The organism is Mesorhizobium sp. WSM4849, from assembly GCF_055811385.1.
Genome location: NZ_JBVVPW010000014.1, coordinates 18,902 through 33,160 on the forward strand (window position 1 = coordinate 18,902; position 14,259 = coordinate 33,160).

At 64.0% G+C, this 14,259-nt stretch carries 16 protein-coding genes and 1 pseudogene; 1 reads left to right on the plus strand and 16 read right to left on the minus strand.

Annotation, left to right across the window (positions count from 1 at the left end; genetic code table 11):
• Positions 1-41 precede the first annotated feature (41 nt).
• From arsK to AC0L3L_RS17425, 15 genes and pseudogenes are all read right to left on the minus strand, one after another.
• Positions 42-1,273 (minus strand): annotated as a pseudogene (arsK, locus tag AC0L3L_RS17355) (arsenite efflux MFS transporter ArsK).
• Positions 1,270-2,703 carry an NAD(P)-binding domain-containing protein gene (locus AC0L3L_RS17360; RefSeq protein ID WP_473638496.1) on the minus strand — a complete coding sequence of 478 codons (1,434 nt, stop codon included), beginning with the start codon at positions 2,701-2,703 and terminating at the stop codon, positions 1,270-1,272. Before AC0L3L_RS17360 ends, arsK begins: the two are co-directional and overlap by 4 nt.
• Before the next feature lie 49 nt (positions 2,704-2,752).
• Positions 2,753-3,073, minus strand: a complete 321-nt coding sequence (locus AC0L3L_RS17365; RefSeq protein WP_123148885.1) for an ArsR/SmtB family transcription factor — start codon at positions 3,071-3,073, stop codon at positions 2,753-2,755.
• Positions 3,074-3,179: 106 nt separating this feature from the next.
• The gene (gene arsH, locus AC0L3L_RS17370) at positions 3,180-3,908 is read right to left on the minus strand and encodes an arsenical resistance protein ArsH (protein ID WP_473638497.1); all 729 of its coding nucleotides are present in this window, start codon (positions 3,906-3,908) and stop codon (positions 3,180-3,182) included.
• Positions 3,901-4,323 carry an arsenate reductase (glutaredoxin) gene (gene arsC / locus AC0L3L_RS17375; RefSeq protein ID WP_473638498.1) on the minus strand — a complete coding sequence of 141 codons (423 nt, stop codon included), beginning with the start codon at positions 4,321-4,323 and terminating at the stop codon, positions 3,901-3,903. The genes arsH and arsC overlap by 8 nt, the downstream gene beginning before the upstream one ends.
• The gene (locus AC0L3L_RS17380; protein ID WP_473638499.1) at positions 4,320-5,009 is read right to left on the minus strand and encodes an aquaporin; all 690 of its coding nucleotides are present in this window, start codon (positions 5,007-5,009) and stop codon (positions 4,320-4,322) included. Before AC0L3L_RS17380 ends, arsC begins: the two co-directional genes overlap by 4 nt.
• A 4-nt stretch (positions 5,010-5,013) precedes the next feature.
• Positions 5,014-5,520, minus strand: a complete 507-nt coding sequence (locus AC0L3L_RS17385; protein WP_473638500.1) for an arsenate reductase ArsC — start codon at positions 5,518-5,520, stop codon at positions 5,014-5,016.
• 16 nt (positions 5,521-5,536) lie between these two features.
• On the minus strand, positions 5,537-5,869 hold the full coding sequence (locus AC0L3L_RS17390) for an ArsR/SmtB family transcription factor (RefSeq protein ID WP_077380823.1): 333 nt from the start codon (positions 5,867-5,869) through the stop codon (positions 5,537-5,539).
• 465 nt (positions 5,870-6,334) lie between these two features.
• A complete protein-coding gene (locus tag AC0L3L_RS17395) occupies positions 6,335-7,318 on the minus strand; it encodes a TonB family protein (RefSeq protein ID WP_473638501.1) in 984 nt (327 codons plus the stop codon).
• Positions 7,318-7,776, minus strand: a complete 459-nt coding sequence (gene exbD, locus AC0L3L_RS17400) for a TonB system transport protein ExbD (protein ID WP_473638502.1) — start codon at positions 7,774-7,776, stop codon at positions 7,318-7,320. Before exbD ends, AC0L3L_RS17395 begins: the two co-directional genes overlap by 1 nt.
• A 15-nt stretch (positions 7,777-7,791) precedes the next feature.
• Positions 7,792-8,727, minus strand: coding sequence for a tonB-system energizer ExbB (exbB, locus tag AC0L3L_RS17405; RefSeq protein ID WP_473638503.1), 936 nt, complete (start codon positions 8,725-8,727; stop codon positions 7,792-7,794).
• 29 nt (positions 8,728-8,756) lie between these two features.
• Positions 8,757-8,936 carry a hypothetical protein gene (locus AC0L3L_RS17410; protein ID WP_473638504.1) on the minus strand — a complete coding sequence of 60 codons (180 nt, stop codon included), beginning with the start codon at positions 8,934-8,936 and terminating at the stop codon, positions 8,757-8,759.
• Between the two features lie 387 nt (positions 8,937-9,323).
• The gene (locus tag AC0L3L_RS17415; RefSeq protein WP_473638505.1) at positions 9,324-10,289 is read right to left on the minus strand and encodes an LLM class flavin-dependent oxidoreductase; all 966 of its coding nucleotides are present in this window, start codon (positions 10,287-10,289) and stop codon (positions 9,324-9,326) included.
• 137 nt (positions 10,290-10,426) lie between these two features.
• Positions 10,427-10,582, minus strand: a complete 156-nt coding sequence (locus AC0L3L_RS17420; RefSeq protein ID WP_473485856.1) for a hypothetical protein — start codon at positions 10,580-10,582, stop codon at positions 10,427-10,429.
• A gap of 203 nt (positions 10,583-10,785) precedes the next feature.
• The gene (locus AC0L3L_RS17425; RefSeq protein ID WP_473525804.1) at positions 10,786-11,178 is read right to left on the minus strand and encodes a hypothetical protein; all 393 of its coding nucleotides are present in this window, start codon (positions 11,176-11,178) and stop codon (positions 10,786-10,788) included.
• Between the two features lie 231 nt (positions 11,179-11,409).
• Between AC0L3L_RS17425 and AC0L3L_RS17430 the strand changes: the two genes are divergently transcribed.
• Positions 11,410-13,539: a DUF294 nucleotidyltransferase-like domain-containing protein gene (locus AC0L3L_RS17430; RefSeq protein WP_473638506.1), complete on the plus strand. Its 2,130-nt coding sequence runs from the start codon at positions 11,410-11,412 to the stop codon at positions 13,537-13,539.
• A gap of 66 nt (positions 13,540-13,605) precedes the next feature.
• Here AC0L3L_RS17430 and AC0L3L_RS17435 read toward each other — a convergent pair whose 3' ends face one another.
• Entirely contained in the window at positions 13,606-14,238 is a 633-nt protein-coding gene (locus AC0L3L_RS17435) for a hypothetical protein (RefSeq protein ID WP_473638507.1), read from the minus strand.
• Between the last annotated feature and the right edge of the window lie 21 nt (positions 14,239-14,259).

Here is a 14,259-nt window from a genome sequence, read left to right on the forward strand (position 1 = left end):
GGCGGCACGGCGTTGCGCACAGGTCGACGCTGCGCGCAGTGTCAGTTCGCCGACGGAAGCATCACGGGCGCAAGAGGCTGTCTTCTGATCAGGACGATTGCCGAGAAGGCCAGTATTCCGAGCATGCCGACCGCGGCAGTCAACCAGAGCGATGGCTGGACGCCGATGCCTGCCATCGCCATGGCTAGGGCAAACGGCGCAAGTGCTGAAGAGAACCGACGCGCGGCAGTCACCCAGCCGAGCCGAGCGCCGTAGCGCTCCCGCCCGAACAGTTCCAGGGGCAGCGTGCCGCCGACGATGCTGGCGAGGCCCGAGCCCAATCCAAACAGGATGACGAAGGCGATGGCGCCAGACAGCGATGGCGTCGTCGCCAGCAGGACGATAAGACCGAGCGGCAGCAATGTCGCGCCGATCACCGCCAGCCAGGTCTGTGCCAGCCCGCCGCCGAACAGCATGTTGATCAACCGGCTTGCCACCTGGGACGGGCCAAACAGCGTGGTTACGACAAGCCCGACGGAGCCAAGCCCGAGCGCCGTCGTCAGCGGGACCATGTGAACGAGGATCGAGGACAGCACAAAACCCTCGACCGCGAAGCCGCCAAGCATAAGCAGAAACACTCTGCTGCGGTCGCGCGGCGTGAAGGCAACCGGACCGCCGACCGACACAATGGCCGCAGCTGTCGCCGAAGCGTTTTTGTCCGCCCGACGCGACAGCCGGGCCAGCCAGGCATGGATGGGCAGGCAGACGGCGACATTGATGACGGCAAAGACCAAATAGACCTCGCGCCAGGTCAGGTATTCGTGAAGTGCGGCCGTCAGCGGCCAGAACAGGGTGGAGGCGAAGCCGGCGATCAGCGTCAGATGGGTGATGCTGCGCTGCGCCCTGGCGCCGCCGATCTGGACGATCGCGACGAAAGCGGCGCTGTAGAGCACGAAGGCGGACGCAAGTTCCATCGCCATCAAGGCCAGCACGAAGGTCACCCGACCGGGTGCTATCGCGCAAGCGACAAGCGCTGCTGGGCGGCAAGCGAGCCAAAGGTCATCACCCGGCCGGCGCCAAAACGATCGGCCCAGCGCCCGGCTGTCGGCGCAAACAGCCCACCCGCCAGCAAGGACGCCGACAGGGCGCCGAAAACCCATTGATCCGGCCAGGCGAACTCGAGCGCGATGGACGGCACCAGGATGCTAAAACTGTAATAGAGCGTGCCGTAGCCGATGATCTGCGTCAGCCCCAACGCCCAGAGTGCGGCAGCCGGGATTTTCCGCTCGCTCATTGAGCGGCGATCTCGAGATCGTCACTGCGCACTGCTGCGATCGCTTGCGTGCTGCCGCAGCCGCATCCCGACTTGCCGCTCGCCTTCGCCTTGGCGTCGTCGACGCAACAGGCATCGACGGCGGCCGGCACCGGTCCGCCGCAGCAACCCTGAGGTGATGCGCCTGAAAGTGACGCCGGCACCGTGCAGACGCCGGTCTCGGGCAACACCAGCTGCACGGCATCGGCGGCCGCCATGTCGCCGGCGATCGCCGCGGCGACCGAGCGGACCTGCTCATAGCCGGTCAGCAGCAGGAACGTTGGGGCCCGGCCATAGCTTTTGACGCCGACCGTGTAGAAATCGGGCTCAGGGTGGCTGAGCTCGCGATGACCATGCGGCGGGACATCGCCGCAGGAGTGTTCATTGGGGTCGATGAGCGGTCCGAGCGCCTTGACGCCTTCGAGCCACGGATCGAGGTCCAGCCGAAGCTCCCGGGTCAAGGTGAGATCGGGGCGCTGCCCCGTCGCGGCGATGATCCGGTCGACGGGCCCGAGCGTGCGCAACCCGTCCTTTGCCTGGCCTTCGACAGCGAGACGGCCGTCGACCTCGCGGATGGCAACCGTGGCAAAGCCCGTCAACAGCCGCACGCGTCCGCTCTCGGCGAGCTGCCGGACATCCGAACCAAGCTCGCCCCGCGCCGGCAGGGCGTCGGCATCGCCGCCGCCGTAGATGCGGACAAGGTCGGTGCTGCGCGTTACCCATAGTGCCGAGGTGCCCGGTTCGGTTTGCGTGAGCCGGTCCAGTTCCAGCAAGGCATTGGCGGCGGAGTGGCCGGCGCCCACCACCAATGTCGTGCGGCCTGCATAGAGATGACGGTCGCGGCCGAGAACATCTGGGATGCCGTAGGCGATGCGGTCGCCAAATTCCGTCTCACCTTCGGCCGGTAAGCCGCCCGCACCGAGCGGGTTCGGCGTTTGCCAGGTGCCGGACGCATCGATGACGGCACGGGCGCTGTCCCGGCGCGTGCCTTTCGCCGTTTCGACCAGCAGCATGAACGGCCGCGTCTCCCGTGCCTTGCTCAACACCTTGTCGGCTCCCCAGCGGGAAATGGTGACAACACGGGCACTGGTCCCGATCGACGGCGCCAGTTCGGAAAGCTTTGCGAGCGGCGCGAGATACTGGTGGACGATCTCATTGGCGGTGGGGAATGCCTCCGGCTCCGGCATTTGCCAGCCGTGGCTCTCGAGAAGTTTTCGGGCGACCGCATCAACACAATAGCGCCACGGCGTGAAAACCCGCACATGGCCCCAGTCCAGAAGGTTCGACCCAACCGCGGAACCTGCCTCGTAAACTTTGACCGGAAGGCCGCGGCTGACAAGTTGGGCGGCGGCCGCCAGGCCGACAGGTCCGCCGCCGATGATGGCGACCGGGAGATCGTTTTCAGAAACCATGGCACACCTTCTATGTTTCTAGGATTATAGAAATATAGCCAAAAAAGAGTTAAGCAGCCGCCTCGCCGACAGCCGGGCCGCATGCGGCATCGGCACAACATTCATCGGCAAGAAAGCCAAGGAGATCGTTCATCACAGGGTAATTGGCACGGCAAATCAGCGTCGTTGCCTGGCGTTCCTGGGTGACCAGGCCGGTCAGGATAAGCCGGTGGAGATGATGCGACAGGGTCGACGCAGCGATGCCGAGGGCTTCCTGCAGATAACCGACCGGTCGCCCGGCCTCACCTGCCCTCACCAGCGTACGATAAAGATTGAGCCGCGTCGGATTGCCGAGCGCCTCGAGCTGTTTTGCTGCTTGTTCGAGTTTCATGGAAATAACATAGCGCCGAGACAACGTCGCGTCAAATATTATTTCGAGCATTCTCGAAATAATCGTATAACGGTATCCAACCGCAGCCGCTGACCACGCACCCGCCTCAAATCGACCGCTGATTGACCCGCCTGGCAACCTCTTCGGCGCTTTCGACACGCTCGGAATAGCGGTCCGTGAGATAGGCGGACCGATCACGCAGGAGCAGCGTGAACTTCATCAATTCCTCCATCACGTCGATGATCCGGTTGTAGTACGGCGACGGCTTCATCCGGCCGGCCTCGTCGAACTCGTTGAAAGCCTTGGCTACCGACGACTGGTTGGGGATGGTGACCATCCGCATCCAGCGGCCGAGGAGACGAAGCTGGTTGACGGCGTTGAAACTCTGCGAGCCGCCCGACACCTGCATCACCGCCAGCGTGCGGCCCTGCGTCGTCCTCACGCCGCCCGCCGAGAGCGGCAGCCAGTCAATCTGCGCCTTCATGACTCCGGTCATCGAGCCATGCCGTTCGGGCGAGCACCAGACCTGCGCTTCCGACCAGATCGACAGGTCTCGCAGTTCCTGGACTTTGGCGTGGTCGGCCGACGTCGAATCCGGCAGCGGCAGGCCGGAGGGATTGTAGATGCGCACCTCGGCGCCGAGGCGGCGCAAAATGCGTGCGGCCTCCTCCGTCGCGAGCCGCGAGTAGGACCGCTCTCGCAGCGAGCCGTAGAGCATCAGCACGCGAGGTTTTTGGATCGACCGCGGCACGTTGAGCAGCGCCTGCAGGTCGATCGGCCGGAACTGGTCTTCATCGACGTTCGGCAGCGAGTCTTCGGGCACCAGGTCAGGCAAGGCGCTTGCCCTGCGCGTCGATGACGACTTCGCCGTCTTCCTTTGTGAACGGGCCGATGTCCGGATTGGGCAGGGTGTCGAGAACCGCTTCGGACGGCCGTGCAAGCATAGTCCCGAGCGGTGTGACGACGATCGGCCGGTTGATCAGGATCGGATGCGCCAGCATGAAATCGATGATCTCGTCGTCGGTCCATTTGGGGTCGCCGAGATTGAGCTCGGCGTACGGCGTACCCTTCTCGCGCAGCAATTGGCGCGGCGTCATCCCCATCGCCTTGATCAACTCGACCAGCCGTTCGCGCGACGGCGGGTTGTTCAGATACTCGATCACCTCAGGCTCTTCGCCGGACTGCCGGATGATGGCGAGCGTGTTGCGCGAGGTGCCGCAGTTGGGGTTGTGATAGATAGTAATGGTCATTTCGCGGCTCTCATCTGTCTGATTGGTTTGGGCTCAGCGAGCAGCCATCCTGCCAAGGCCATGGCAAGGAGCGCGCCCAGCAGCTCGGCGAGGATGAACGCCGGCAGGTCAACTGGACGGATGCCCGCGAAGGTGTTTGACACCGCCCGCGCAATGGCGACTGCCGGATTGGCGAACGAGGTCGAGGCCGTGAACCAATAGGCCGCGGTAATGTAGAGGCCGACCAGCCATGGAATGGCATCCGAACGAAAGCGAAGACCGGCAAGAATGGTGAAGACCAGGCCGAAAGCGGCCACCAACTCCGCAATCCATTGTCCGTTTCCGGTCCGCACGGTTTGCGAGATCTGCAGAATCGGCAGTTCGAACATGGCATGCGCCAGCAGCGTTCCGGCGACGCCGCCGACAATCTGGGCGACGACATAAGCCAGTGCAGCGTTGGCTTCGATTTCGCGCCGCAGCGCAAAAACCAGCGTCACCGCCGGATTGAAATGCGCCCCGGAAATCGGTCCGAGTATGGTGATCAGCACCACCAAAATCGCTCCAGTCGGCAGCGTGTTGCCGAGCAGGGAGAGGCCCACATCATCCGTCAGACGATCCGCCATGATGCCAGACCCGACGACCGTCGCGACGAGCATCGCCGTGCCGAGCGCTTCCGCGACAATGCGACGGGACAGGTCAGCCGCCATGATGTCAGCCGGCCTTCGGCAGATCGCGGCCGATTTCATCGAGCCGTTTCTGCAGGGCGAGCTTGTCGATCGTGTTCATCGGCAGACTGACGAAGATCGAGATCCGGTTGTTGAGCATGCGATAGGCTTCGGCAAACGCCAGATGCTTTTCGGCGTCGGTGCCGTCCACGGCGGCCGGGTCGGGCACCCCCCAATGCGCGGTCATCGGCTGTCCCGGCCAGACCGGGCAGGCTTCATTGGCCGCGTTGTCGCAGACGGTGAAAACGAAATTCATCTCGGGGGCGCCGGCGGCAGCGAATTCCTGCCAGTCTTTCGAGCGGGCGAAGGAGGTGTCGTGGTTGAGGGTTTTCATCAGTTGGAGCGCGTAGGGATGGACTTCCCCCTTCGGCTGCGATCCGGTCGAATAGGCCCTGAACTTGCCGGCGCCGACACGGTTGAGGATCGCTTCGGCAAGGATCGACCGTGCCGAGTTGCCGGTGCAGAGAAAAAGCACGTTGTATGGGTCATTCATGGGGTGGTCCTCCCTCCTAACAGTTGCAAGTCACGGCCTGAATGACCGGCTGGCAGAGTTCTGGCGCGCCGTTGCAGCAATCCTCCATGAGATAGGCAAGCAGATCGCGAAAACCGGTCATGTCGGCGACGTAGCGGATCGTCCGGCCGTCACGCTCGGCGCGGACCAGGCCGGCATGGTCGAGAACCTTCAGATGCGCCGACATGGTGTTCTGCACCGCACCGAGCCGCGCGGCGATCTCGCCGGCAGGAACACCATCTGCGCCCGCCCGCACCAGCAGGCGAAACACTTCGAGCCTGGTGTCCTGGCCAAGCGCTGCCAATGCTAGAAGAGCGGTGTTCTTATCCATGTATCTTAAAATCCGGAATTATCGATGTATATGGCCGGTATGTGACAGACAGGTGACAGAGGCAAGGGGCCGGCCACTACGTCCGGATTGCAGATATATTCCCGAACCACCACGGCTTCGTCATCCCAGCGCGGAGCAGGAGCGAAGCGACGTCGCGAAGACCCTGGGATCCATATGTGGACGGCGCCCTCAGTCGAAGAATGCAGCGGCGCAGAATAAGCGCTCTGTAGCGATCCTTCGCGCCCCCCTCTGTCCTGCCGGACATCTCCCCCACTTTGGGGGAGATCGGCAGCTTCGCGGATAGCGTCCTTTTTGCAAGGTTGGCGGTCGAAATCAGTGATGAAGGCCAATCTTCCTCCCTGTGGGGGAGGAGATGTCCGGCAGGACAGAGGGGGGCCCTCCAGCTGGACGGAATTGTCGACGTTCGCTGCCGGCCCAGACCTGTCAAAATCACTGTGCAGAGGACTAGTTGCGCAGGGCGAACGAGAATGGCGCGGTGCGGGTTATGCGGGAGCCGAGTTCCGGCGGCGGCTCGGGCACCGAAGCGCCCTGCAATGCGTTCAGGGCCGCGCTATCGAGGTCCGGATCGCCGGAGGAACGAGCCAGCCGGGCGGACAGGACTCGGCCGGATCCGTCGATCGTGAAGGTCACGCTCGGACTGCCTTCCGCGCGCCGGGCCTTCGCCGCTCTTGGATAATTTGTGTGCCGTCTTATCCACGCACGCAAGCGCGAGTTCCATCTGTCCGGACTCACACCGCGTCTCGCAGCCGCTGCTTTGGCCGATTTCGGGGCGGCTGCCCTGGCTGCGGCATTCGCAGCGACACTGGCCGTCGTCCGCGGCGGTGCGGCCTTTTCCTTTTTCGGACGCTGTTTGGTCTCTTTGTCAGGCTTCTTCGCCTTGACCTCAGCCGGCTCCTTCACCTCAGTCTTGGCCTGCTTCTTTGGCTTGGCCTCGACGGGCGTGTCGACCGGTTTCGGCTGCGGCAGCGGAATGACCACTTCCGGCGTGACGGCTTCGGCAATTTCGGGCACGATCTCCTCAAGCGGCGGCTGGTCGACCCGTTCGGCCACGGTCGGTGGGGTCGGCTCGACCGTGTCGGCCGGGGCGGCTTCCGACGGCTCGGTGACCGGCTCTGCCTGCTCGACGGGCGGTTCGGGCGGAGGCTCCGTTTGGACTGTGTCGGGCTCCTCGGCCGGATCCGGCTGATCGGGCGCTATCTCATCCGATATCGGCGCCGGCTCGGCCGGCGTCAGCGCCATCGGCGACAGCTCGATCACCTGCGCCTGCGGCGGCCCGCCATCGGGCTCGTCCGGGCGCCAGCCCTGCATCGCATAGCCGACCGCGGCATGCGCCACCAGGACCAGCGCAGCCGCGCCCGCCCACCAGGCGATCTCGCGCGCGCCGAAACGCCGCTGATCGGCCATCGGCAGGGCGGCCGTCGGCGACATTATTGGCCCGTTCCGACTTGCGGCGCCGCGGCATCGCCAGGCGCGGTCTCGAGGCCGACCAGCGCGATCTTCAGGTAACCAGCGCCGCGCAAAAGGTTCATCACCTCCATCAGCTCGCCATAGCCGACCGCCTTGTCGGCGCGCAGGAAGATGCGCGTCTGCCTGTCGCCTTTTGTCCTGCCGACCAGCGTGGCGGCGAAGGCTGCGCGCGGCACGCTGTCGTTGCCGATCGCCAGGCTGAGATCGTTCTTCAGCGTCAGGAACAGCGGCATCTCCGGCCGGGGCGCAGGCGTTGCGGTCGAGCCCGGCAGGTCGACATTGACATCCACCGTCGCCAGCGGCGCCGCGACCACGAAGATGATCAGCAGAACCAGGATCACATCGATGAACGGCGTGACGTTGATCTCGTGGTTTTCCTCGAGATCGCCGTCGATGTTGTCGCGAATTCTAGCCGCCATGGCGTCGCTCCGTGTTCATTCCGCGGCCATCTGCTTTGCCGGCGCGACCGTGCGGAAATCCAGATCCCGGCTGACCAGCCGTTCGACCCCTGCCGACGCATCGGCAAGGATCTGCCTGTAGCCGGCTATCGATCGCGCAAAGACGTTGTAGATGACCACCGCCGGGATCGCTGCGACAAGGCCCATCGCGGTGGCCAGCAAGGCTTCCGCGATACCCGGGGCGACGACGGCGAGATTGGTGGTCTGCGCCTGCGAGATGCCGATGAAGGCGTTCATGATGCCCCAGACCGTGCCGAACAGGCCGACGAAGGGCGCGGTCGAGCCGATCGTCGCCAGCACGCCGGTGCCGCGCGACATGCGCCGCGCCGCCGCCGCCTCGATGCGCGACAGGCGCGAGGTGACCCGTTCCTTCAGCCCCTCGCCGGACACATGGTCGAGCGAGCCGGCCGAAAGTGCTGTCTCTTCCTCGGCTGCCCGCACCAGCAGGGCGCCAGGACCGTTACTATGGCCCAGCGCGCGCCCGGCCTGGTTCAGCGTCGCGGCATTGCCGATCGCTTGTGCCGCGCGGCGGGCGCGCAGCTTGCCGCCAAGGATCTCCAGCGACTTGGCCAGCCATATCGTCCAGGTGACGAAGGACGCAAAAGCCAACCCGATCATCACCGCTTTCACGACGATGTCGGCCGCCATGAACATGCCCCATGGCGACAGATCGCGCGGCAAGGTCAGGGACGTCGCCGTCGAAGGGCCCGTCTCGGTAGGCGTGGTCTCGGTGGGCGTGGTCACAACTGGCTGCGTCGCCGATGGCACGGCCGCGTCTGGCGCAGCCTGCCCAGGCACTGGAGCCGGCGCCTCGATCGCCGGGGCCGCGCCCGGTTGCTCCTGGGCGGCCGCGCCGCCGGCCGACAGGATGACGGATGCGAGCAACGCCGCGAACAAACCATGTCTGGACAAGGGCTTCTTCCTTATTCTCGAGAGTGGCCTCATTGCACATAGCCGATGGGCTGGCCGGTGACGGGGTGCGCAAACACGCCCATCTCGACACCGAAAATTCCATTGAGCACGTCGCCCTGCATGATCTGGTCCGGCGTGCCGCGCGTCAGCAGCCTGCCGTCCTTCGGCGCGATCAACTCGTCGCCGACGCCCGGTTGACTATGAAACATGAGTTTGCGAGTCAACAATGAAGATGGCTATTTGAGTCACAAAAATGTCGTGACGCCGGATTCGCGTCGAAATTCGAAAGGGGGAGCGCGCCGCGATGGTGACTGGTTTTGGTCGCGGAAGAATTCGAGACGAAATGACTGCGCGCCAAACCTGCTGATCGCGGCAATGTCGCTGCCTATGCTGCTTGGCGGCCACGCGTCGCGCAGGAGGCGACCACCACTCGATCCGATCAACATTCGGGAACGCGTCGGAAGCGCTTTGGGACGGTCGACGGCGATGTCGCCACGCAGGGCTCCACCGCCCGACCGAGGAGACCCTCCGCGAGATCGAGCTCGGCGCCGGAAGTTTCGACCGCTATGAAGGAAAGTTCGACTTCAGCGGGGCTGTCAACGCCGACAAGTCGCTGCTGTTCCGCGGGCACGTGTTTCCCGGATCGCGCGAGGCGCAAACGCCCCGGGCTGGGGGACATCGGCCTCGCGGCGGGTCAGCGAATTGCGCAGCAGCGCGATCGTTTCGCGGCCCGCCGCCGCGATCTTATGCGGCCTGTCGACCCCGATCATGAATTCATGGATTCCCAGAGCCGCATAAGGAAGCAACGACAGCGCAACCTGCGCCGGCGGCCCGGCAATTTCGACCGCCTTTTGGCAGGGGGCGTTGTGCTCCGAACGGATCCGGACCGGAAGCGCAAAACGCAGCTTGCCGGCCCGGCCGTGCTCGGCGGCGGCACTGCGCACCCGCCCTATCAGCTGCCGGATCTCGTCGGGCGAACCCGGTGCCAGTTCGAAGACATCGGCATGCCGCCCGGCGACCCTGAGGGCCGTTCCGGACTGTCCGCCCATGCGGATGGTCATGTCGGCGCCATGCGGGCCCTTGCGCGGCACATAGCCGCCCTTGACGCTGTAGAAGGCACCTTCATGATCGAACGGCCTATCGTTCGACCACAGCCGCTTCAGCAGCACCAGATATTCGTCGATCCGCTGCCAGACGATCGTATGGCCGACCGGCCGTGCCTCGGCATCGTCGTCGTTCAGCGGCTCGCTGAGCATCCTGAGCGACAGCCGCCCGCCGCTTTTTGCGTCGAGCGCCGCCAATTGCCGTGCCGCCACCGTCGGCTCGATCACACCGGCCCAATGCGTGAGAACGACCTCGAGTGAGGACGTGCGGTCCAGCGCCCGGGCGGCAATATCCATATTGGTCAGCAGCCCGGCCGGATCGTCGACGACGATCTTCTGAAAACCGATGTCCTCGATCAGCAACAGCTTTGTCGCGGTTTCCGCGAAATCGTAGAAAAACGGCACGGTTGAATCGGCAGGGTGAGTTTTGCCGGGAACATGCGTGAACTCGATCGGCATTGCCATCTCCTCCATCACGTTGGGTCAGGGGGCACGCGCGAAAGCGCACCGGCACTGGGTTCATTCAACTCCGATATTGCGCAACGGCAGATCGCTATCCCTGTAAGTCAGGACCCGATGACTCGGGCGCTCCATGATCAGGGGATAAGGCCCAGGACGACTGCGCCGGTGAACACGAACGCAAGGGCAAAGACGAGATAGGCAAAGGCGCCCTCATAGGCCGGCCGCCAAGTCTGGTCAGAACCGAGTCTTTGGTCTTTGCGGGCAGTCCGGGCGTTCTGGAAATAGGACATATCGATCTCCGTCTCGGCAGTTAATCTATAAAATAAGTAGACTTTGTCGAGTGCTATTTTCCAGCGATCCTTGGAATGTTTTTCTCAAATCAGAAGGCAATTTGGTTTGTTTGCTGCTTAGCGCGGCGCTCCCGAGCCCGATCGGCCCAATGGCAAAAACGCCGGGCCCATGCAGGCGCAGGGACACGGGCCGGGGCGGCGTGCTATTTGCTGGGCGGCCTGTAAGCTTCCAGACCGAACAGCATCAGCACCAGCGACACCAGGAAGAATCCAACCGCTACGCCGAGCGCGATCCGGGCGTAGAGTTTGTAAACATCGCAGATGATGGTGCCAAACACCCGTCGCGCCGGGCCATCGGCTGGGCGCGATTTCTCATCGAGGTAGAGCCAGACTTCGGTGTGCTTGGGATTCTTGCTGCCTGCGGTCGTGGCTTTCCACATCAGTGCCAAAACCATAGTCAGCGTGAGGAACGCGCCGGAACGGAATGCTGACACCGGGTTGAAGGAGAAGCCGACCATGACACAGCCGATGGCAAGCGATCCGAACATTACGGCGCGCCCGATGCATCCCACAGCAACCCGCCTGATCTCATCCATCGGCCGCCTCGGCAACAAACTCGCCGACAATGTGCGAGCGCTTCGACCGTATCAAATCACTTTAAGGCGAATGTGCCGCCTGGACGGGTGTGCCATAGCCTGAAATTCGGCCATCGACGCGGCCCGCCGGCGCGCTCTATGCTGCAGGGCAAGCAGGATCGAACCTTTCCGGCATCGACAGAGCGCTGTTTCGGCAAGCCGGGACATCCGGCAGAGGAAGCCTATCCAGCTATGTCAAAAGGGACGAAATTGAAGCCGGCGACCGGCGCGACACCGCTGATAGCGATTGCGGCTGCCGCCGTCGACACCGAAACAACCGGGCCAGACGCCACAAGGGCACGCGTGGTCCAGATTGGTGCGATCGGCATCGCGCATGGCAAGGTCGTCCGGAAACCTCAACTCGATCTCCTCATCGATCCTGGCGAAGCAATCTCGTCCGAGGCCTCGCTTGTCCACGGCATCACCGATACCGATGTTGACGGAGCCGGGAGCTTCCCTGATGCATGGGGGCAATTCCAGGAGTTCGTCGGCGACCGCATCCTCGTCGGACACTCGATCGGCTTCGACCTGGCGGTCTTGGAGCGCGAATGCCGACGCGCCCGCTTGCCCTGGAAAAAGCCTCGGGCGCTGTGCGTCCGGCTTCTTGCAACCATAGCAAATCCCAATCTGGCAGATCATTCGCTGGAAACGATCGCCGCCTGGCTTCGCCTGGAGATAGCTGGCCGCCATTCGGCCCTGGGCGATGCGATCGCGGCGGGAGACATCTTTGCCGCGTTGATTCCGGAATTGCGCAAGCGCAACATCCGAACACTCGGAGAGACCGAGGTCGCCTGCCTTGCCCTTTCGGACGCTCTCGAAGCCGGCCATCGCGCCGGCTGGGCCGAGCCGGTGTCGCGACCCCAGGCTCCCGCGTTTCAGCCGGTTGATCCCTATGCCTATCGCCATCGCGTCGGCAGCCTCATGAGCGGCCCGCCAGTCGTGGTCAAGTCGACCAAACCGACCAGGCAGGTCATCGACCTCATGGTGAAGCGCAAGATCAGCTCGGTCCTGGTGTCCGACCGTGGAACGCCGGATCAACCGATCGAGGAGTATGGCATCGTTACCGAGCGTGACCTGATGCGCCGCATATCGTCCGACGCCGAGCGGGCTTTTGACATGCCGGTCGGAAGCATCGCAACGCGACCGCTGATAAGCATCCGCGCCGCCGCCTTCGCCTATCGGGCGATCGGCCGCATGGATCGGCTGAAAGTCCGCCACCTCGCTGTCCGCGACGATGGGGGCATGCTGGTCGGCGTGCTTTCGTCGCGTGACCTGCTGAGGCTCCGCGCCGCCGCTGCCATCGATCTCGACGACACGATCGAACACGCCAAGGACGCCGCCGAACTGGCGGCTACCTGGTCGATGCTGCCGGGCGTAGTACGTTCGCTCATCGGCGAAGCGATCGACCCGCGCGTGGTGGCTGAAATCATCAGCGATGAACTTTGCTCCCTTACCCGCCGCGCCGCCGTGCTTGCCGAACAACAGATGCAGATCGAAGGCCACGGCCCGCCGCCCTGCGCCTATGCCGTGCTCGTGCTCGGCTCGGGCGGCCGAGGCGAAAGCCTGATGGCCCCTGACCAGGACAACGCAATCGTCTTCGCAGATGGCGAGCCGGATGGGCCAGAAGACAGCTGGTTCAAAAAACTCGGCACCAAGCTCGCCGACATGCTCGACATCTCAGGCGTGCCGTATTGCAAAGGCGGGGTAATGGCCGCGAACGCCGCATTCCGCGGAAGCCTCGACACCTGGAAGGGGCGCGTCGAGGATTGGGTTCGCCGCCTACGGCCTCAGGACCTGCTCAACGTCGATATTGTCTACGATCTGCGACCGGTGCACGGCGACACGACGCTGGCCGCGCAGTTCATCGAATATGCCTATGACCGTGGCCACGCCGAGCCGGTGTTCGCGAAGCTTCTCGGCGAGCAGATGACAACCGGTAATCCCTTTACTGTCTTTGGCGGCTTTCAGCTTGAAAATGGCCGGCTGGACGTCAAGAAGCATGGCCTTTTTCCGATCGTCGCGACCGCACGCACGCTTGCAATTCGCCACGGCATCCGCGAGCGGAGCACACGTGCCCGGCTCGAGAAACTGATCGCGCAGGATATTGGTGGCGACCGCGACATGAAGGCGATGCTGGCCGGCCATGCCATGCTGATCGGCTTGCTGCTCGGCCAGCAGACGCATGATATCTACGCTGGTATACCTGTATCCAACAGCATCGAGATCAATGCCCTGACGCGCGAGCAGCAGGCAGAGCTCAAGAGCCTCATCAAGCGCCTCCAGTCGGCACCCGACCTGGTGCGGGACCTGATGTTCGCATAGCCGACGACGCTCGCACGGCGCAAGGCCGAAGGGGGAGCCTTCGATATCGGCGCGCCGGCACAAAGCTCAAATGCGCGAGGCACCAAGCAGCTCGTCGACGAGCGCGCCGCGGTCAGCCTGCGCAAGGAAATCCTCATGCGCGCGCAGCAGATTCATCCTCAGGAAGTTGAAGATATAGTCGTAGTCGTTGGTCAGGAGGTTGGGATGGATCGGGACCATCTCGAAAACCGTTCGCGCCAGCGGCTCGGGGATCTCGCGCACCGGCCGCGGCGGACCGATCTGCGTGGCGGCGAGGCGCTGACGAGTGAGCTCGGCGGCGTCCTCCCAGAAACTGGGGGGCGAGCCCTCCGGAACCGGATATTTGGAAAAGCTTGCCAGGGCCACTTTTTCCAGCGCCGCTGGCAGGCCTCGCTGGCGCAAGCCGGCGGGTTCGCGCAGCGCACCCTCCACCATTTCCGCCACGATGGCGTAGCACGCAGGATAGGCGCGCCAGCGTGAATGGTTCAGCGCCGCCTGGAATTCCTTCTCGCTGAACAGCTTCTGCCAGTAGACCCCTGCCCTGACCCGGCAGAACTCGACGATGCTTTTCTGCGCCAGGAAGGCGGCGCGGGAATCCATGAAGTCAGCCAGGTCGTCTACCGTAACGATCGGCCGCGGCTTGCGCAGGAACTCGGGCAACAGGTCGTTCAGCAGGCCCATGACGCTCTCCCTTCGGTCTTG